Source organism: Arthrobacter sp. DualSoilB13 (assembly GCF_055389195.1).
The window spans coordinates 1,150,645-1,168,427 of sequence record NZ_AP035865.1 but is presented as its reverse complement, the minus strand read 5'-3'; the positions used below and the strand labels follow the sequence as shown (position 1 = coordinate 1,168,427).

The window sequence follows — 17,783 nt, the reverse complement described above, 5'->3', positions numbered from 1 at the left end:
GAAGGCCCGCTGTGACGCCCTGGGTCAGGGGCTGTCACAGCGGGCCTGCCTCGTTCCCGAGCCGGGAACCGTGCTGATGGGTCCTCAGGCCTTGCTGGCCGCGAGCGCTTCTTCAAGCTCCGAGCGGATCTTGTCACCACCGCCGGATCGCCATTCCTTGACGGCGTCGTCCCAGGCGGCGACCGGCTGGCGGCCCTGGAGGATGTCATCGCGGACGGAGCGGAGCTTCTTCTCCAGCTGGCTTCCCTTCCTGACCTCGGTCTCGGAATACAAGCCCTCCACCGGGCTTGCCGAACCATCGGGCAGGACGCGGTTCATTTGCTCATACTGGGCTTTCACCACGTCTTCCTCACCGGGGAGGTACAGCACCGTGGGGGCGTCTGCCAGGTATTGCTGGCCCAACTGGGTTTGCCCTACTCCGGAGTCCAGGGGCACAGGATCGGTCCCTGAGAGTTGATAGTGGACTCCCTTCACTCCGTATTTGCGGAACAGATACTCTTCAGTGCCGAACGGAGCCGCCAGCCAGTTGGCCACCTGCAGGAATGTCTCCAGCCTGTCCCCGGCGTTCTTGTTGAAAGCCACCACACTGTGGGTGGGTGAGCCGATCCATAGCGAGCCCTTGCCGCCGTCGAACCCTGGAACGTCCAAAGCGGAGATCTTGAAGCCCTCCTGCCCTGCGGCCTGTTGGTAGTACGCCGGCCAGGCGCTGTAGGAGTCGCCGGTGAAGTATGCAGTCCCGGCCAGGAACCACTGTTTGTACTGGCCCGCGTTGGCTGCGAAGGCGTCCGGATTTACCACGCCTTCAGCAAACATTCTCCGCCCGGCTTCCAATGCTTCCTTCATCTCGGGTGTTTCATCCTTGTTGGTGAGCTGCCCGTTTTCCTCACGCCAGCCGTTGGGCACGTTGAGGGTCTGGGCGATGAAGTTGATGGGAACCTGGGTCAGCGCCCAGGTGTTGGCCTTAGGGTCGCTGAGCTCTTTGCAGAGTGAGAGGTAGTCCTGGAAGCTGGCCGGTTGGGCTGTGATGCCTTTGGCTGCCAGCAGGTCCTCCCGGCGGTATTGGATGGTGCTCTGAAGGACACCGCGGGGAATGGGGATGGCAAAGATTTCGCCCCCGAACATGGCCGCAGACCATGACTCCGACGGGATGTTGGCCAGGAAGGGGTAGTCCTTGATGGCATTGCCGGAGAGGTGTTCGGTGAGGTTTGCAGCTTTGGCCCGGAGTAGTTGCGGGACGGAGTTTGCACCGCGTGCCACTTGGAAGATGTCCGGCAGGGTGTCTCCTGCCACCACGGTGGCGAACTTACTGGGATAGTCGGTGGCCGGCGTCATGGAGATCTGGAGGTCCGAGCCCAACCGTCGGTTCAGTTCCTGCCAGTAGGCGTTCTTATCCACCCCCGGCGGAATGGGCGAGGACGTCTGCACCATGGAGGTGATGGCCTTCCCGTCACCGGGAGCCTGGGCCAGTGCTTTCACGGGCTGCGCCGGGTAGCGGTAAAAGACGTCAGGGATGCCAAGGTCGGTGCCTTTGAGGTCCGGGGTCACTCCCTCATAGCGGATGAAGTCCGGCAGTGCACCTTTGCCCTGGGCGCCTGCGGCTCCCCCTTGGGCACCGGGTGAGCAGGCGGCCAGCAGGGGGCTGCCCAACGCCGCGAGGGCCAATATTCCCAGGGAACCGCGAGCAAAACTCCTGCGGCTGAACTGTTTCTGTGAGACGGCTTCGTGCATGACCGTGACCTTTCTAACCTTTGACGGCGCCGGTGAGGACGCCCTTGGCGAAGTGCTTTTGGAGGAAGGGAAAGACAATGAGGATCGGGACAAGCGAGAGGACCAGGATGGCCATTTGGATGGAGGGCTGCGGTGGCATGCTCTCCATGACCCCGCTCAGGTCTCCTTGATCCAGTTGCGCGTTGTTGACCACGTAGGTTCGCAGCACCAGTTGGAGCGGCCATTTGGCACTGTCATTGAGATACAGCAGGGCATTGAAGAAGGCGTTCCAGTAGCTGACTGCATAGAAGAGGCCGATCACGGCGAGCACTGCTTTGGAGAGTGGCAGGCAGATCCGGCTGAAGATCTGCCACTCCCCTGCGCCGTCGATCCTCGCCGATTCCAGCAGCTCTGAAGGGATCTGACTGAAGAACGCACGGATCACGATCACGTTGAAGCCGCTCACCATGGACGGAACGATCAGGGCCCACAGGGAGTCGATGAGGCCCACTTCCTTGACCACCAGATAGGAGGGAATCATGCCCGGGGAGAACAGCAGGCTGAAGAGCACTAACAGCAGCATGGTCTTCATCCCGAAGGCCCCGGGCCGCGCCAGGGCGTATCCGAGCAGGCTTGTCACCAGGAGGGATAACAACGTCCCGGCGATGGTGACAAAACCAGAGACGGCCAAGGCCTGGGTGACCACGCCGCCGGACAGGATGGACTGGTAGGCGCCGAAGTTCAGGGTGTCGGGCAGGATCACGAACCCGCCGTTGCGGGTCACGTGTTCGGGACTGGAGATGCTGGTGGACAGGATTCCAAGGAAGGGAAGCACGACGGCGGTACACGCCACTGTGAGGAGCACACCTTTGAACGCACGCATCATCAGCCCTGGCGGTTCGACTCCGTTAACGGTCCTGCGTTTCCTGCGCTCGGCGGGTATCCCCCTTTCGGCAACGCTGGTTCCGGACGTGCTTTGACGAGTGGCGTCCTGAGTGGTGGTCATGCTTTGTACACTCCGTTCTCGCCGAAAGCGTGGGCGATCTTGTTGGCTGCCAGGACAAGGACCACGCCGATGAGTCCTTTGACCAGTCCGACGGCTGTGGAGACACCCCAACTGCCTCCGACGATTCCGTTGTTGTAGACGTAGGTGTCCAGCACCTCTGAGGCCTGGACGCCCACGGCGGCCTGCTGCAGGATGATCTGTTCGAATCCCACACTGAGCGAGTCACCGAGCTTCAGGATGAGGAGCAGGATGATGATGCCCCGCAAGCCGGGGAGCGTTATGTGCCATAGCTGGCGCCATCGTCCTGCACCGTCCACCGCGGTGGCTTCGTACAGTGACGAATCGATCTGGGACAGTGCAGCCAGGAACAGAATGGTTCCCCAGCCGGTGTCCTTCCAGATCACCTGTGACGTCAGGAGTGCGAAGAAGGTATCCGGGTTGCCCAGGATGTCCAGGGCAGCCCAACCATTGGATCTGAGGAAGTTGTTGACCATTCCCGAGCCACCGAACATCTGCTGGAAGATGGCCACCACGATCACCCACGAGAGGAAATGGGGAAGGTACAGGATGGACTGGACGAGTCTCTTCACCCGCTCTGAAAGCAGGCTGTTGAGGAGAAGCGCCAGGACGATGGGCACCGGAAAGACGAAGACCGTCTGGATCAAGGTCAGGACCAACGTGTTCCGGAGTGCGTTCAGGAAATCGGGATCGCCATTGAACAGCACCTGGAAATTCTCCAGGCCGGTCCACATCGACTCCCAGATCCCCAGGAACGGCTGGTAGTCCTTGAAGGCTATGACATTGCCCAGGAGGGCAACGTAGTGGAACAGCAGCAGAAGGATCATTCCGGGTAAGGCGAACGCCAAGAGCATCCGGTCCCGCCACATCCGCTGCCACCAAGGCTGTTTCCGACGCCCTTCCGGCGCTTGGGCCACAGCCGGCGATCCGGGCGGTTTCCTGCTGGTTTCGATCGTCATGCAACACCTTTCACGGGCTCGTTGGATGGGAAGGCGAGCAGTTGTTGATACGTTTCAGAAATGGTGTGACCGGAGCGGACACCAGCGTCGGCAAGTTCCCAGCAACCCCGACGCGGCCGGTAAGGAGCCCTGCCCGTGCCCGCTCCGGAGCTTTTAGTCCAGCTCGAGCCTGATGGCGTCGTAGGCGGCCTGATTGACGGCCACCGGGTCCGCCCCCTCGTTGATGGTGAACGTCACCGTATTGACTCCACGCTTGAGCAAAGCGGCGTCAAAGCGGAACTCACGGGAGTAGTTCCGCCCGGCATGGGAGCTGCGGTACGTGGCGCCCTTGGCATCGGATGGCTGAAATTCCCACACGAAGGGTTGCCCATTGATCCGGATGGTGAGGTTGGTGGTCACATTCGGAACAGGAACAGCGGACCCCATGGCCCACGCAGCCAAGGCCACCGTCAGCGTGGCCTGCTGCCCTTTCCGTGAGGCTTTTTCCGCGTCGAAGGTATCAAGGGTGAACGACACCGACCACGGAGCCTGCGTTTTTCCGTCCAGGACCTGGTGCTGGATGTAACCCCAGTCCTCAGGGCCGCTTTCGCCCACCACATAGTGCACACCGTCCGGGAAGTCGCCGGCGAAGAAGGTGAAGGCATCATAGCGCCGGGATTCCTGGCCCCGCCGGAATTCAGCCGACGTCCTGTCCGGGGTGCCGAGCTGCCATACGGTCCTGCCGTGGGCAACGGGCTTCCACACCATGTTGGCGAGCCTGACGACACCCTGGTCCACCACAACGTCGTCGATGACGTGCTCACCCCAGACTCCGGGCTTGACCACGGTCACGCGGTAGATGCCGGGACGGACATTCTTGAGCTCGAAAGACCCGTTGCGATCCACCTCGGCCCAGTACTGGAAGCCTTCGGTGGTGTCCTGTGCCGGCACCCGGTTATCCGACAGGATCACCAGCGCGCCCTCCATGCTCTTTTGCCCTGGCACCTTTGCCTTGCCGGACACTGTGACGCGGGCAGCGGTAGGAACCCATCCTTCCAGCGCCACCCGATCATAGAATGCGGCATGTTTGTCGAAGCGGGCATACGAGACCGCTTCTTCGCGCATGCGCTGCGGATCGCTTCCCCGGGTGAGCAGGACGAAGTATGGTCCGTAGGTTTTCGCCCAGTCGCCGTAGGTGTCCACGGGCATGGCCCCGAAGTGCGTGGCATGCGGCTCTACGAGCAACACGGGCGCTTCAGTGGTTTGATGCAGGGTGAGATCCTGCCGGAACGGACCACCGTTGAAGGACTCGCGGTTGGGCGTGACGGACCAGATTCCGTAGCCATTACCGTACAAGCCGTGCACCGAGTGATCCTTCATGGAAACAGCCCAGTCGTACTTGGTGTAGTACCGGCGGGCATAGGCGCTTCGGGTTCCCGCCAGATCATGCGTGGCGTCCATGACCATCGGACCGGCCTGGAGGTCCTGCGGTGTGGGCATCCGCGCCGCGTCAGCTCGCCACGGCTGGCCAAAGGTGTCCTCCTCCACGCTGGCGTGCGTGAAAATCTCCGGGTCCACCCATGCGACGAAGCGGTGTTGTTCCAGATGCACCCCCGCGTGCTTGGAACTGTGCGAGAAGCGGGGCGCCAGATGGAATCCTGGCTCTCCTGAGCGGAAGATGAAGTTCCATTGCCGCGCATAGGGACCCGAAGCCGAGGCATTGAGGACAGCCGATACCACCACAAAGTCCTGCTCCTGGCGCACGGCGAAAGTGGTTCCCGGCGTGTAGTCGCCACCGGGCGCCCCCAGGACGCTGGTTACCTGATCGAACCGGCCGCGACCGGTGGTGCCGAGCAGTTCCTGCCCGTCCAGCTTCAGGGAGACGAGGCGGGCGTTGCTGGCTTTGTCGAAAACGGCTTGGACACGGCCGTTATCCACGGTGATCTGGGCGGAGTTCTCGGTGAATGACGGGGCCGGGCCACTGGAGGGAGCCTCCTCAGCGGCTACGGCTACGGCTGGCGTTTGCACTGTAGCGACGGCGGCCAGTGCCAGTGCGGTTCCTGCGGCGCTGAAGGCGTGGAATTCCCTGCGGGAGATCATCGTCGATCCTTTCGAAGGCGGAGGGGTCAACAACATTCATCCACCGCATGACAAGACCGTCAAGATCTTTGACACGTTTCAGGATGCACTGAGAAACCGGTTTCCGCAGAATGACGCGTAAAAACTGACATCGGATGTTTAATTCTCTATCTCACGATGTGAGACGAAAAGCGTTGCCTGAAGGAAAATGGGAGCGCTTACATCCGATCAATTGGTCCTCAAGGTGACTCGCAGCTCCCTCATGGACGGAGGGGACTTCAGTTTTTCCGGGGACCCATCGACGCCCCGACGAGTGCGCCAAGCCCCACCCCGATGAGGATGCCCAAAAAGGGTGACTTGAACACCAACTGGCCAACGATGAGTCCGGCCGCAGCTCCGAGGAGGCAAGCGATCCACAGTGGGTTGTTCATGGCGGCCTCCAGATCAGGTGCGGGGCGCTACTCGACGCGAGCCGAGGACTTTCTTGCGCGGGGAATCCCCCGACTCCGTGTCAGCCTCGCGGATTGCTGACCATGACGCCGAGACGAGATACACCTGGCTCACAAGGTTGAACCAGATCAACAATCCGATGATGATGGCAAACGACGCCAGCACCGGATTGTTTCCGGAACGTGCCAGAAGTTCGGTGCTGAAGAACTGCAGGACCGTGGTGCCGACACCCGCCAGCACCACGCCCTCCAGGAACGCGCGGCGCCCCAGCTTCAGGCCACCGGCAATCCTGAACAGCACGGCCGCCGTCGCGCAGTTCAGCAGGAGCGGAACCACAATCTTGACGGTTGCCGCCATGGGCTCGGTGACGCCCTCGTCCAGGTTGAGCAAAGCGATGAACCAGTCGGCCGCCGTACCAAAGACGAGCGAGACGCCTGCGCTGATGACAAGGATGACGCCGAGGAGCAGCAAGGTGCTGGCATCAATGAGTTTTTGAAGGATGGGGTTGCGTACCAAAGGGTCAGCTTCCATGACCCCCCGGAGCCCTTCCCTGATGCTGGCGATCCAGCCCAGGGAGACGAATATCGTCACAACCGCTGCGATGAGGGCCGTCCATCCAAGTCCGGACGGGTTGAGCAAGGATTGTGGATCCACCAGTCCTTCGCCGCCGTCCACCTGCAGGAGTCCGGGGGCAGCCGCTGCAACACTGTCGATGACGGCGTCCTGCAGGGCAGGGTTGCCACCCAACACGATCCCTGCGATGGCGAAGCCGGTGGTGAGCAAACCAGTCACGGAGAAGAACATGTTGAAGCCGATACCGGCCGCCAGGAGTGGCCCGTGCTGGCGCGTGTAGTGCTGAAAGGAGCGCAGGGGACGGATCGTGTTAAGCCTGGCGAGGACGAGCGCAAAGAATGCGCCGGCTTTCTTTGGCAGTCCCCCGCCCGTGCGCTTCGCAGAGCCCCATTCCTGCCTCTTGCGGAGAAGCTGGAGTTTGAGTTTTGCCAGCTCAGTGGGCAGCGGAGGAACGTCCGCCTCTGTGGCTTGGATCCGTTTGCTGTTCCTCGTCAGTATCGCCGCCAAAGTCGAGCTCTTCCCGTAGCTGCCAAATTCCATTGGTGTCGTGCTCGTAAAGTCCCATGCTAACCACAGGGAAGGTCGCGCGGTAATCTCTGAGAACCGTTTCGGCCTCGTCAAGGTTTTCCTGGGCAACATCGTGAGCCACAGTGACGTGCGGGTGGTACGGGAAAGGGAGCATCCGTTCAAGCGGACCGCTTTGAAGTTTCTCGTGCAATTGCACGCACTCTTCGAAGCCTTCTTCCACGTTAACGAACACCACCGGCGAGATGGGACGGAAAGAACCCGTGCCGGAAATGGTGATGTTGAACGGCTCCTGAGTCCGCGCAACTTCCCTGACGTGTTCGCGGGTAGCGGCCCAGTCCTGGGTGGGTGTGGTGGTGATCAGGGTGATGTGCGCAGGAATGACCTCTGCCATCGGATCGCCGAAAGAGGCCCTCCATTCCTGGAGTTCACGGGCGATCTCGGGCGGGAACCCCAGGATGACACCGACACACATGGTGTCACCGGTGCCGCAATCGGTCCCGGTAGCAGCGGGCTGGCGGGAGTCGTCCGGACCGGCACCCTGACGGGTGCCGGTGGTGACATTGAGCTGGCCAGCGGAGCACATGGGCTTAGCGGACTCCCTGGATTCCGTGGGAGGCCTGGCCGCGGTACGGCAGGAATCCGACCTTGGAGTAGACGTCCGCGAGGGTTGCGGCAGCGATTTCACGGGCCTTGTCCGCGCCGAGGGCCAGGAGCCGATCCAGTTCCGCAGGATCAGCCAGGAGTTCGTTGGCACGCTCCCGGATGGGCGCCAGGTGACCGGAGACGAGTTCAGCCAGGTCGACCTTCAGGTGTCCGTACATCTTGCCCTGGTAGTCCGCCACGATCTTTTCCACCTGTGTGCCGCTGATGGCTGAGTAGATGGTCAGCAGATTGGAAACGCCCGGCTTGTTCTCGCGGTCGTACCGGATCTCCGTCTCGGTGTCCGTGACGGCTGACTTGATGCGCTTGGCGACGGTCTTGGGATCGTCCAGGAGGTTGATCAGGCCGGCCGGCGACTCCGCAGACTTGGACATCTTGGCGTTGGGATTCTGGAGATCGTAGATCTTGGCCGATTCCTTCTGGATGAAGGCCTCGGGCACTTGGAATGTCTCGCCGAAGCGGCTGTTGAAGCGGTTGGCAAGGTCCCGGCTGAGCTCAACGTGCTGACGCTGGTCCTCGCCCACCGGAACACCGTGCGGCTGGTAGAGGAGGATGTCTGCAGCCTGCAGGATGGGGTAGGTGAACAGGCCGACACTGGCGTGGTCCGAACCCTGCTTCTGGGCCTTGTCCTTGAACTGGGTCATGCGGGCGGCTTCACCCATGCCCGTGATGCAGTTCAGGACCCACGCCAGCTGGGCGTGCTCGGGAACCTGGGACTGGACGAAGAGGGTGCACTTATCCACGTCCACGCCACCGGCGATGTACTGGGCTGCGGTGACCCGGGTGCGCCGGGCGAGTTCTGCAGGGTCCTGCGGCACTGTGATGGCGTGCAGGTCAGGAATGAAGTAGACGGCGTCGTACTCTTCCTGCATCCGGACCCAGTTGACCAGGGCGCCGAGGTAGTTGCCAAGGTGCAGGGAGTCGGCGGAAGGCTGCATACCGGACAGGACCCGGTGCTTGGCGCCCACGGGGAGCTTGGTGGACGTTACGGGCTGCGGTTGGGCCGCAGCATCAGCCGATGCGCCGGTTTCAGTCGTGGTGGAACTAGTCATGGAGCAATACCTTAGGAAGCTTAGAGCCGGTAGTCGACTACCAGCGGTGCGTGGTCAGAGAAGCGGGTGTCCCACGAAGGCGCCCGGTCAACCACAGCCGAGAAGGCGGCTGCCGCGAGGTCCGGTGTGGCCAGGTGGTAGTCGATGCGCCAGCCCGTGTCGGTGTCAAAGGCCTTACCGCGCTGGGACCACCAGGTGTAGGGGCCGGCGACATTTCCTGCCAGGCCCCTGTGGACATCCCTCCATCCGATTTCTTCGCCGAGGAAGCGGTCGAAGTAGGCACGTTCCTCCGGGAGGAAGCCGGCACGTTTGACGTTGCCCTTCCAGTTCTTGATATCGAGTTCAGTGTGCCCGACGTTGAGGTCGCCAACAACCAAAGCATGGTCACTGTGTTTGGCGAGCTCAGGCAGTCGAACGGTCATGGCATCCAGGAAACGGAATTTGTCGTCCTGTTTGGGGGTTCCCACTTCACCGGAGTGCACATAGGCGCTGACAACGGAGAGAGTGGTGAACTCACCGGCAGCATTTTGCACGGTGTAGTCGGCTTCAACCCAGCGCCCGGACGTATCGAAGTAGTCGTCGCCAACGCCGATGCGGGTAGCGGTTGGCTCCTCACGGGATGCGATGGCCACGCCGGCACGGCCCTTGGCTTCGGCTTCGGTGTGGAGGATGTGCCACCCTTCACCGATGAGTTTCCTGACGATGTCATCGGGCGCCCGGACTTCCTGCAGGCAGAGAATGTCTACCTCGCGCGGCTCCAGCCATTCCGCCATGCCATTCTTGTAGGCAGCCCGGAGGCCATTGACGTTTACTGATGCGATGCGAAGGAAGTCCTTCTTCAATGCCGTACTCACCCGGTCCACTCTAGTCGATGATGGTGCCGGCCACGGGCTCGTCCGAGCCGCCGGAAGACTTGATCATGTCCCGCGCATTCGTCGCCGTAATGGCAATGGTTTCCAGCGCACGGTTGATGGTGTCCTGGTCCGCTGTTGCGCCCTTGGCCCGTTCCTCATCCACCACGCGGACCTGCACCTGGACAATCTTGAATGAATGGTCCAGTTTGAGGTCCCGCACCTCATCAGCTTTGCTGCGTTCGGCAACAACGCGCGTGCCTCCACTGTCAGCAGCGGACGACGACGGCGCGCGGCCGGCTGCGGCATTGAACGCATTTTGCGCTTCGGTCAACTTAGCGCCGGCCCGCTGCGCGGCCTTGCGAATACTCACCACCACAAACGTTGCCAAAGCCAGCCAGCCGAAAGCGATGACAGCAACAACCCAGCCCACCACGTCATTCTGGTTGGCCGCGAAGATGACGGCCACCAGGAAGGCAATGATGACAACTGTCATCCCCAGGCCACCGATGCGGAAGCCCTTGAAGATGCCTTTGCCGGCGGGAGACGTGGACGGGTGCGGGTCACCGAGAGATTGCATGTACCCATTCTCTCAAATGAGCAACGGTGCCCTGTCCGCTTCCACGGACGGCGAACAAGGGCTCCAAGGGCCACCAAACGCTGCGGGCGCCCCTCTATGGCTATGCCCTTCCTCTGGGTATGCTCGCCTCATGAGCACCGTTGAAGATCGCCCAGATGTACAAATCCTCAAGGTTCACGAGTGCTGGAGGCTGCTGCGTTCCTCGTCGTTGGGGCGCTTGGCTTTGACCACCGGGGACGGCCCCGAGATCTTTCCGGTCAACTATTTTCCGGAGGACGGCACTCTCATCCTCCGTACCGCTCCTGGGACAAAGATGGATGCATTGTTGGGCAATGAGCCTGTGGCTTTGGAAGCGGACGGCTTCAACGCCTATGGAACCATCGCGTGGAGCGTGATAGCCAAGGGGCTTGCGGAAGCGATTCCCGCGGATGACCCCAGCCAGCAAAGTGCGGCCCACGAGCTCACGCCCTGGGAACCCGGGACCAAGGATCACCTTTTCCGCATCACACCAACAGTGTTGTCAGGGCGGCGTTTTGTCATCAACGATTCACAACGATGGTGGCCTGCCCGGGAACCGTAAGAATGTGCCTCGTGCCAGTCCATACTTCAGCGACCGTACATGAGAGGAAACCATGACAGATTCCACGGAAACCACCGGTTCTCCCCAGCACCAAAGCGACCCGACCTTGGCATTCGATGACTGCTGGGACCTGCTGGCGGCTGCAACCATCGGCCGCATTGGTTTGGTGGTGGATGACCACCCGGAGATCTTCCCTGTAAATTACGTGCTGTTTCAAAGGCATCTCGTATTCCGCAGCAGCCCTGGCAGGAAGCTGTGGGGAGCATTGGCTTCCCGGCCGGGGGTTCTGGAAATCGATGGGTACGATGCCCCCAGCGGGGAAGCATGGAGCGTGGTTGCCCGGGGCGAAACGGAGCTCATGACAGACCCCGACGAGATCGCACAGGTGAACGCATTGGGTCTTGAACCCTGGCAACCCGGAGCCAAGGACAACTACATCCGGCTGGTGCCCCGGGCTTTGACGGGACGAAGGTTCAAAGTCAACGCACCGGATGTGTGGAAGACCAGGACCAACGACCCCCGGCGGGCCTCGTTCGAATAAGGTCCTCACTTGAGGAACAGCTGGCGCAGCCTTCCCGTGGTCAGCATGATGCCGAGGGCGATCATCACCACGTAATACCCCACATGAATGGCCGTGGCCGGGCTGAACGAGCCCACGCTGATCTGCCGCAGCAGCTCCACTCCGTGCCACAGGGGCATGGCCTGAATGAACCACTGGATGACCTGCGGGTACACGCTGAGCGGGTAAAAGGTGGCACTGAAAAGGAACATGGGCAGCAGGAAGAAGTTGATCCAGTCCATCTGCTGGAAGGTCTTCATGAAGCTGGTGATACCCATCCCGAAGCTCGCGAAGCCGAAGGCGATCAACACCGAGGCTGGAATGACCAGGATGGCCCACCAGGTGGTAATCAGTCCCATCACTCCCATGACAGCGGTGAATCCCGTGGCGTACAACAGCCCCCGAAGGAGGGCCAGGAAAATCTCGCCGATCGCCACGTCAAGTGGCCCCAGGGAGGTGTAGAGCATCCCTTGGTACAGCTTGGCGAAGTTCATCTTGAAGAAGACATTCCACGTCGAGTCGTAAATGGCCCCATTCATGGCGGAGACGGCCAACAGTGCCGGGGCAATGTAGGCGGCGTAGCTGATTTCCTCACCACCCGGGCCCTGAACCGTTCCCACAATCGAGCCCATGCCCACACCCATGGCAAGCAGGAACAGCACAGGTTCGAAGAATCCGGAGACCATCACCAGCCACGTACTGCTCTTGGCCGCCATGAGCCCACGACCCACAACAGCCTTCGCATTGCGCGAGTACAGCGAACCGAACTTACGTTCGCGGGCAAGGTCGGCGGCGCTGTGGCCACCTGTCAGGACACTCATGAACCCATCCTTTTCACAAACTGGCGGCGCACCAGAACCCAGCCCACCGTTGCCGTCGCCACCAGGTACACCACGTGGGTGATGGTCAACAGCGGGTTCTGGTCCATCCCGTAGGTGAATACCCTGCCCAGCTCAGTTCCATGCCATACCGGTGAAATCCAGCCGATCCAGCGGACCGCTACCGGCAGGGAATCCAGCGGAAAGAATGTCCCCGAGAACAGGAACAGCGGCATCACGATGAAGCGCTGCACCAAAGCGAACTGCCCTTTGTCCTGTTTGATGCTGGCCGCATAAGCCATGAGCGGGAGCCCGAAGGACAACGCCGCCACCGTGGCCACGATGGCTGCCACCCAACCCCATGGGCCGGGTGAAGCCCCAAACAGTGCCACCACCACGAAGTAGACCACCGACTGCAGCAGGAACCTCACCGTGCTGGCCATGATGTGGCCGCTGGCAATCTGCTGCGGAATCAGTGGCGAGGCATGTGGACCGTAGAACACGCGGCGCCATTTAAAGCCATCCATGATGGGGTAGGAAAATTCTCCGGACGCGGTCATCACTGCCGCTGAGACCAATAGGGCCGGAGCCACGAACTCCAGGTAGCTGACGCCACCGAACGCTGCCTCGCTGTTGGCATCCACCAAGCTGGCGAGACCGACTCCCATGGCGAAGAGGTACGCCACCGGCTGACCCACGCTATACAGGACGACGGACCAGCCGTAGTTCCGCATGACACGGAGGACCTGCTCCGCGTAGAAGAACGAACCCCAGCGTCGCGCCCTGGCAGCCGAAACCTCAGGTGAGTGGGCTCGCAAGGGACGCTCCGCCGTCGTGATCGGTTTGTCGGTGCCGCTAGTCAACAAGGCTCCTCCCCGTCAGCCGCAGGAACACGTCCTCCAGCGACGAGCGGCGCACCAACGATGTCAGTGGCCGCAGCCCACGCGCAGTGACCTGCTCCAGCGCGGCCTCGCCGTCATGCGCGTAGATAAGTACGCGGTCAGGCAGCGTCTCCAGCCGCTCACCGATGCCGTGAAGTTCGACGCCGATTGTCGCGTTCCGCTCGGACCCGAACCTAAGCTCCAGTACTTCGCGCGACGAGTGTTCACGGATGAGGTTGGCCGGGGAGCCTTCGGCCATGATGCGGCCTTTGTCCACCACGATCAGGCGGTCGCACAGTTGCTCGGCCTCATCCATGTAATGCGTAGTGAGGATGAGCGTCACACCACTTTCCTTGAGCCGGAACAGCCGGTCCCAGAGGATGTGGCGGGCTTGGGGATCCAGGCCGGTGGTGGGCTCATCCAGCAGGAGGATTCGTGGCTCGTTGATGAGGGAACGGGCGATGGTGAGGCGGCGCTTCATGCCACCGGAGAGGGCGTCCACCTTGGAATTGGCTTTGTCCGTCAGCTGCGCGAATTCCAGGAGCTCGTCCGCTTTGGGCCGCAGGTAGCTCAGTGAGAGGACGAAGTATCGCCCGTAGACGATCAGGTTTTCGCGGACTTTGAGTTCTTCATCCAGATTGTCCTGCTGCGGTACGACGCCCAAGTGCGCCCTCACTTCAGGGCCGTGGGATTCGGGGTCCAGGCCCATGATGGTGAGCGATCCTGAGGTGCGCTGGGAGACGCCGCCGATCATTTTCATGGTGGTGGACTTGCCCGCGCCGTTGGGGCCCAGCAGCCCGAAGGACTCCCCCGCCGGTACGTCGAAGGAGATGTTGTCCACGGCGGTGAGGTCACCGTAAGCCTTGGTGAGATTCCGCGCGCTGATGACGGTGGGGCGGTTCATGTCAAAGCTGACTTGCGACGATTCTGACGGTGTTGGCGACGGTGTAGGAGAGCGGGTTGCTTCATTGTGCACCCTCAGCAGACTAGTAGCACCCACTGACATGTGAAAGGGCTCTTGCAGATATTTTGCAAGAGCCCTCTCATTTAGAACGTATGAATTTAGGCGATGCCAGCCTGGCGCTCAGCGCTCTCCACAACATTCGCAAGCAGCATGGCACGGGTCATCGGACCCACACCACCCGGGTTCGGGGACAGCCAGGCGGCGACGTCGGCAGCTGCCGGGTCCACATCTCCGGTGACAACAGCCTTACCGTTGCCGTCGTCCACACGGCTGACGCCGACGTCGAGCACTACTGCGCCCGGCTTGAGGTCTTCAGCCTTGATCATGTGCGGCACTCCGGCGGCGGCAATCACGACGTCGGCCTGCTTGAGTTCCGCGGGCAGGTCCACCGTGCCGGTGTGGGCCAGGATCACCGTGGCGTTGACTTCCTTGCGGGTCAGCAGCAGACCGATGGGGCGGCCGATGGTGACGCCGCGGCCAACCACCAGGACACGCTTGCCCTTGAGTTCGATGTTGTGGCGCCGCAGCAACTCCACACAGCCCTTGGGCGTGCAGGGCAGCGGGGACTTCATCTCGCCGTTCACATTGGCCACCAGGCGGCCAAGGTTCATGGGGTGCAGTCCGTCGGCGTCCTTTTCCGGGTCCATGGCTTCCAGGATGACGTCCTGGTCAATGTGCTTGGGAAGGGGCAACTGGACGATGTAGCCGGTGCATTCCGGGTTGTCGTTGAGCTCACGGACAACCTCCAGGAGGTCCTCCTGGGAGATGTCTTCGGGGAGGTCTCGGCGGATGGACTGGATGCCAACCTCGGCGCAGTCCTTGTGCTTGCCGCCGACGTACCAGGTGCTGCCGGGGTCCGAGCCCACCAGGATGGTGCCCAGGCCGGGGACGATTCCCTTGGCGGCCAGGACGGAAACGCGAGTGGTCAGTTCTGCCTTGATGGCTGCGGCGGTGGCCTTGCCATCGAGGATCTGTGCGGTGGACTGTGTCATTCCATCTGCTCTTTCTGGTGGGTGACCTGTGTGGGGAAGCCTCATAGGTGGCTCATGCCAACGGGACCCGCCGCCGTAGGTGTGGCGGCGGATCCCGTCGGCTCCGGTTCAATGACCGGGTATTGCTTGTTGATCCGCGGGAGCGTGGGTTACCACTGCTCGTGCTGCGGGTACAGCGGGAAGTCAGCGGCCAGTTTGTCGACGCGGGCCTGGAGGCTTTCGACGTCGGCTGAGGAACCTGCCTTGAGCGCCGTAGCGATGATCTCGGCAACCTCGGTGAACTCGGTTGCACCGAATCCGCGGGTAGCCAGGGCAGGGGTGCCGATGCGGAGGCCGGAGGTGACCATCGGCGGGCGGGGGTCGAACGGAACAGCGTTGCGGTTCACGGTGATGCCCACCGAGTGCAGGAGGTCTTCTGCCTGCTGACCGTCCAGCTGCGAGTTGCGCAGGTCCACCAGGACCAGGTGAACGTCGGTACCGCCGGTGAGGACAGAGACGCCGGCCTCGGCAACATCGGACTGGTTCAGGCGGTCAGCGATGATCCTGGCACCTTCGAGGACACGCTCCTGGCGCTCCTTGAACTCTTCGCCGCCGGCGATCTTGAAAGCAACAGCCTTGGCGGCGATCACGTGCATGAGCGGCCCGCCCTGCTGGCCGGGGAAGACGCTGGAGTTGAGCTTCTTGGCCCACTCCTGCTTGCCAAGGATCACACCGGAACGGGGGCCGGCCAGGGTCTTGTGGACCGTGGAGGTGACGACGTCGGAGTACGGCACCGGGTTGGGGTGCAGTCCTGCTGCAACCAGGCCGGCAAAGTGCGCCATGTCCGTCCAGAGGAGCGCGCCGACTTCGTCAGCGATGGAGCGGAAGGCAGCGAAGTCCAGCTGGCGGGGGTATGCGGACCAACCGGCAATGATGACCTGCGGCTTCTCGGCAATGGCCTGCTCGCGCAGCTTGTCCATGTCGATCCGGAAGTTGTCCTCTTCAACCTGGTAGGCAGCTACGTTGTAGAGCTTGCCGGAGAAGTTGAGCTTCATGCCGTGGGTCAGGTGTCCACCGTGTGCAAGGGACAGGCCCAGGATCTTGTCGCCCGGGGTGATCATCGCGGACAGCGCAGCAGCGTTTGCCTGCGCACCGGAGTGCGGCTGGACGTTCGCGTACTCAGCGCCGAAGAGTTCCTTGACGCGGTCGATCGCAAGCTGCTCGGCGACGTCGACGTACTCACAACCGCCGTAGTAGCGGCGGCCCGGGTAGCCCTCGGCGTACTTGTTGGTCAGGACGGAGCCCTGGGCTTCCATGACGGCGCGGGGAGCGAAGTTCTCCGATGCGATCATTTCCAGGGTGCCGCGCTGGCGGCCAAGTTCCTGGTTGAGGACTGCTGCAATCTCGGGATCGAGATCGGCGAGCGACTGGTTGCTGACAGACGCGGAAGTGGTTGTGGTAGTCACGGAATTCTCCTGGCTAGGCAACGGGTGGTGCTACAGGTCAGGCTACCGGCAGCAGCATTCCCGCGTCCCCTTTTTTGACGGAGGGATCGGTCACGTGCGTGCAGCGGTAAGACATGACCCTCGGCCCAGGCGTACGATCCGTGGTCTTCATGATTGCCGCTCCCTGGTGGTAGTCCACCCAACGCCAGTTGCGACCCGTTAACAGTACAACAACGCGGCACAGGTAGGCTTGATCGTGTGACTGACTCCACCGCTTTCGTTGTAACACTCTCCTGCCCCGACCGCCCCGGCATCGTCCATGCCGTCGCGGGAGCATTGCTTGAGGCCGGCTGCAATATTGCCGACTCCCAGCAGTACGGAAGCCCCAGCACCGGCAACTTTTTCATGCGCGTGGAGGCAACGACGTCGAACTCCCAGGCGGAACTGACGGCCGCACTGAAGCCGGTGGCCGAATCCTTCGGAATGACCTGGCAGATCAACCCCGTGGGCGAAAAGGTCCGCACCATCATCCTGTGCTCCAAAGACGCACACTGCCTCAACGATCTGTTGTTCCAGCAGCGCACCGGCACCTTGCCTATTGACGTTCCGGCCATCGTGTCCAATCACCGTGACCTTGAGCCGCTGGCAGAGTTCTACGGCATCCCGTTCCACCACATTCCGGTGACCCCCGAAACCAAGCCACAGGCCGAGGCTCAGCTGCTGAAACTGATCGCTGAACACGATGCTGAACTCACCGTCCTGGCACGCTACATGCAGGTCCTCTCCAACGATCTGTGCACGGAACTCAACGGTAAGGCCATCAATATCCACCACTCGTTCCTCCCCTCATTCAAGGGCGCCAAGCCGTACCACCAAGCCCATGCGCGCGGCGTGAAGATCATCGGTGCGACGGCCCACTATGTGACCGCAGACCTCGACGAGGGTCCGATCATCGAGCAGGAAGTCATCCGCGTGGACCACGCCCGGACGGCAGCCCAGTTCGTCCAGATGGGCCGCGATGTGGAGGGCCGCACGCTGGCTCAGGCGGTCCAGTGGCACGCCGAACACCGGGTTCTCCTGGACGGCACCCGCACCGTGGTGTTCAACTAGCACCGCTCCTATG

18 protein-coding genes and 1 riboswitch are annotated in these 17,783 nt (G+C 61.9%); of the genes, 3 read left to right on the top strand and 15 right to left on the bottom strand.

From position 1 onward, the window contains the following. Positions 1-84: 84 nt before the first annotated feature. The 10 genes from ACZ5J0_RS05575 to ACZ5J0_RS05530 form a co-directional block, all read right to left on the bottom strand. Positions 85-1,728, bottom strand: a complete 1,644-nt coding sequence (locus ACZ5J0_RS05575; protein ID WP_250821288.1) for a type 2 periplasmic-binding domain-containing protein — start codon at positions 1,726-1,728, stop codon at positions 85-87. 13 nt (positions 1,729-1,741) lie between these two features. After that, a complete protein-coding gene (locus ACZ5J0_RS05570) occupies positions 1,742-2,713 on the bottom strand; it encodes a carbohydrate ABC transporter permease (RefSeq protein ID WP_250821287.1) in 972 nt (323 codons plus the stop codon). Continuing rightward, positions 2,710-3,690 (bottom strand): ABC transporter permease, encoded by a 981-nt coding sequence (locus ACZ5J0_RS05565; RefSeq protein ID WP_165450211.1) that lies wholly within the window; start codon positions 3,688-3,690, stop codon positions 2,710-2,712. The genes ACZ5J0_RS05570 and ACZ5J0_RS05565 overlap by 4 nt, the downstream gene beginning before the upstream one ends. Before the next feature lie 153 nt (positions 3,691-3,843). After that, positions 3,844-5,769: a polysaccharide lyase family protein gene (locus ACZ5J0_RS05560; RefSeq protein WP_464094368.1), complete on the bottom strand. Its 1,926-nt coding sequence runs from the start codon at positions 5,767-5,769 to the stop codon at positions 3,844-3,846. A 257-nt stretch (positions 5,770-6,026) separates the two neighbouring features. Next, positions 6,027-6,179: a glycine zipper domain-containing protein gene (locus tag ACZ5J0_RS05555; RefSeq protein WP_142939928.1), complete on the bottom strand. Its 153-nt coding sequence runs from the start codon at positions 6,177-6,179 to the stop codon at positions 6,027-6,029. 13 nt (positions 6,180-6,192) lie between these two features. After that, complete coding sequence (locus tag ACZ5J0_RS05550) at positions 6,193-7,278, bottom strand: YihY/virulence factor BrkB family protein (RefSeq protein ID WP_464094367.1); 1,086 nt, start codon at positions 7,276-7,278, stop codon at positions 6,193-6,195. Beyond that, a complete protein-coding gene (locus tag ACZ5J0_RS05545) occupies positions 7,205-7,882 on the bottom strand; it encodes a 2'-5' RNA ligase family protein (RefSeq protein WP_166841463.1) in 678 nt (225 codons plus the stop codon). The genes ACZ5J0_RS05550 and ACZ5J0_RS05545 overlap by 74 nt, the downstream gene beginning before the upstream one ends. 4 nt (positions 7,883-7,886) lie before the next feature. Continuing rightward, positions 7,887-9,011, bottom strand: coding sequence for a tryptophan--tRNA ligase (gene trpS / locus ACZ5J0_RS05540; protein ID WP_223942061.1), 1,125 nt, complete (start codon positions 9,009-9,011; stop codon positions 7,887-7,889). Positions 9,012-9,031: 20 nt separating this feature from the next. Beyond that, complete coding sequence (locus ACZ5J0_RS05535) at positions 9,032-9,865, bottom strand: exodeoxyribonuclease III (RefSeq protein ID WP_142939932.1); 834 nt, start codon at positions 9,863-9,865, stop codon at positions 9,032-9,034. A gap of 10 nt (positions 9,866-9,875) precedes the next feature. Further along, the gene (locus ACZ5J0_RS05530; protein WP_142939933.1) at positions 9,876-10,442 is read right to left on the bottom strand and encodes a hypothetical protein; all 567 of its coding nucleotides are present in this window, start codon (positions 10,440-10,442) and stop codon (positions 9,876-9,878) included. A 130-nt stretch (positions 10,443-10,572) separates the two neighbouring features. On the opposite strand from ACZ5J0_RS05530, the gene ACZ5J0_RS05525 reads away from it, so the two are divergent. Then, positions 10,573-11,022 (top strand): pyridoxamine 5'-phosphate oxidase family protein, encoded by a 450-nt coding sequence (locus ACZ5J0_RS05525; RefSeq protein ID WP_142939934.1) that lies wholly within the window; start codon positions 10,573-10,575, stop codon positions 11,020-11,022. 52 nt (positions 11,023-11,074) lie between these two features. Continuing rightward, positions 11,075-11,563, top strand: coding sequence for a pyridoxamine 5'-phosphate oxidase family protein (locus ACZ5J0_RS05520; protein WP_142939935.1), 489 nt, complete (start codon positions 11,075-11,077; stop codon positions 11,561-11,563). 5 nt (positions 11,564-11,568) lie between these two features. On the opposite strand, the gene ACZ5J0_RS05515 is transcribed toward ACZ5J0_RS05520, so the two are convergent. The 5 genes from ACZ5J0_RS05515 to glyA all read right to left on the bottom strand — a co-directional run bounded on the left by ACZ5J0_RS05515 (position 11,569) and on the right by glyA (position 16,681). Then, positions 11,569-12,402, bottom strand: coding sequence for an ABC transporter permease (locus ACZ5J0_RS05515; protein WP_464094366.1), 834 nt, complete (start codon positions 12,400-12,402; stop codon positions 11,569-11,571). After that, positions 12,399-13,238, bottom strand: a complete 840-nt coding sequence (locus ACZ5J0_RS05510; protein ID WP_464094700.1) for an ABC transporter permease — start codon at positions 13,236-13,238, stop codon at positions 12,399-12,401. The genes ACZ5J0_RS05515 and ACZ5J0_RS05510 overlap by 4 nt, the downstream gene beginning before the upstream one ends. A gap of 16 nt (positions 13,239-13,254) precedes the next feature. Further along, positions 13,255-14,184: an ABC transporter ATP-binding protein gene (locus tag ACZ5J0_RS05505; RefSeq protein WP_464094365.1), complete on the bottom strand. Its 930-nt coding sequence runs from the start codon at positions 14,182-14,184 to the stop codon at positions 13,255-13,257. A gap of 158 nt (positions 14,185-14,342) precedes the next feature. Beyond that, complete coding sequence (locus ACZ5J0_RS05500; RefSeq protein ID WP_250821281.1) at positions 14,343-15,236, bottom strand: bifunctional methylenetetrahydrofolate dehydrogenase/methenyltetrahydrofolate cyclohydrolase; 894 nt, start codon at positions 15,234-15,236, stop codon at positions 14,343-14,345. A gap of 149 nt (positions 15,237-15,385) precedes the next feature. Next, positions 15,386-16,681: a serine hydroxymethyltransferase gene (gene glyA, locus ACZ5J0_RS05495; RefSeq protein WP_142939938.1), complete on the bottom strand. Its 1,296-nt coding sequence runs from the start codon at positions 16,679-16,681 to the stop codon at positions 15,386-15,388. A gap of 116 nt (positions 16,682-16,797) precedes the next feature. Then, positions 16,798-16,883: riboswitch (ZMP/ZTP riboswitch) on the bottom strand. A gap of 35 nt (positions 16,884-16,918) precedes the next feature. Between glyA and purU the strand changes: the two genes are divergently transcribed. Next, positions 16,919-17,770 (top strand): formyltetrahydrofolate deformylase, encoded by an 852-nt coding sequence (gene purU, locus ACZ5J0_RS05490; RefSeq protein WP_223942057.1) that lies wholly within the window; start codon positions 16,919-16,921, stop codon positions 17,768-17,770. Positions 17,771-17,783 lie beyond the last annotated feature (13 nt).

What these genes read in the sequence shown, in the direction of transcription:
- ACZ5J0_RS05575 (WP_250821288.1), bottom strand. Translation starts at nt 1,728, where the DNA reads ATGCACGAAGCCGTCTCACAGAAACAGTTCAGCCGCAGGAGTTTTGCT.
- ACZ5J0_RS05570 (WP_250821287.1), bottom strand. Translation starts at nt 2,713, where the DNA reads ATGACCACCACTCAGGACGCCACTCGTCAAAGCACGTCCGGAACCAGC.
- ACZ5J0_RS05565 (WP_165450211.1), bottom strand. Translation starts at nt 3,690, where the DNA reads ATGACGATCGAAACCAGCAGGAAACCGCCCGGATCGCCGGCTGTGGCC.
- ACZ5J0_RS05560 (WP_464094368.1), bottom strand. Translation starts at nt 5,769, where the DNA reads ATGATCTCCCGCAGGGAATTCCACGCCTTCAGCGCCGCAGGAACCGCA.
- ACZ5J0_RS05555 (WP_142939928.1), bottom strand. Translation starts at nt 6,179, where the DNA reads ATGAACAACCCACTGTGGATCGCTTGCCTCCTCGGAGCTGCGGCCGGA.
- ACZ5J0_RS05545 (WP_166841463.1), bottom strand. Translation starts at nt 7,882, where the DNA reads ATGTGCTCCGCTGGCCAGCTCAATGTCACCACCGGCACCCGTCAGGGT.
- trpS (WP_223942061.1), bottom strand. Translation starts at nt 9,011, where the DNA reads ATGACTAGTTCCACCACGACTGAAACCGGCGCATCGGCTGATGCTGCG.
- ACZ5J0_RS05530 (WP_142939933.1), bottom strand. Translation starts at nt 10,442, where the DNA reads ATGCAATCTCTCGGTGACCCGCACCCGTCCACGTCTCCCGCCGGCAAA.
- ACZ5J0_RS05525 (WP_142939934.1), top strand. Translation starts at nt 10,573, where the DNA reads ATGAGCACCGTTGAAGATCGCCCAGATGTACAAATCCTCAAGGTTCAC.
- ACZ5J0_RS05520 (WP_142939935.1), top strand. Translation starts at nt 11,075, where the DNA reads ATGACAGATTCCACGGAAACCACCGGTTCTCCCCAGCACCAAAGCGAC.
- ACZ5J0_RS05515 (WP_464094366.1), bottom strand. Translation starts at nt 12,402, where the DNA reads ATGAGTGTCCTGACAGGTGGCCACAGCGCCGCCGACCTTGCCCGCGAA.
- ACZ5J0_RS05505 (WP_464094365.1), bottom strand. Translation starts at nt 14,184, where the DNA reads ATGAACCGCCCCACCGTCATCAGCGCGCGGAATCTCACCAAGGCTTAC.
- ACZ5J0_RS05500 (WP_250821281.1), bottom strand. Translation starts at nt 15,236, where the DNA reads ATGACACAGTCCACCGCACAGATCCTCGATGGCAAGGCCACCGCCGCA.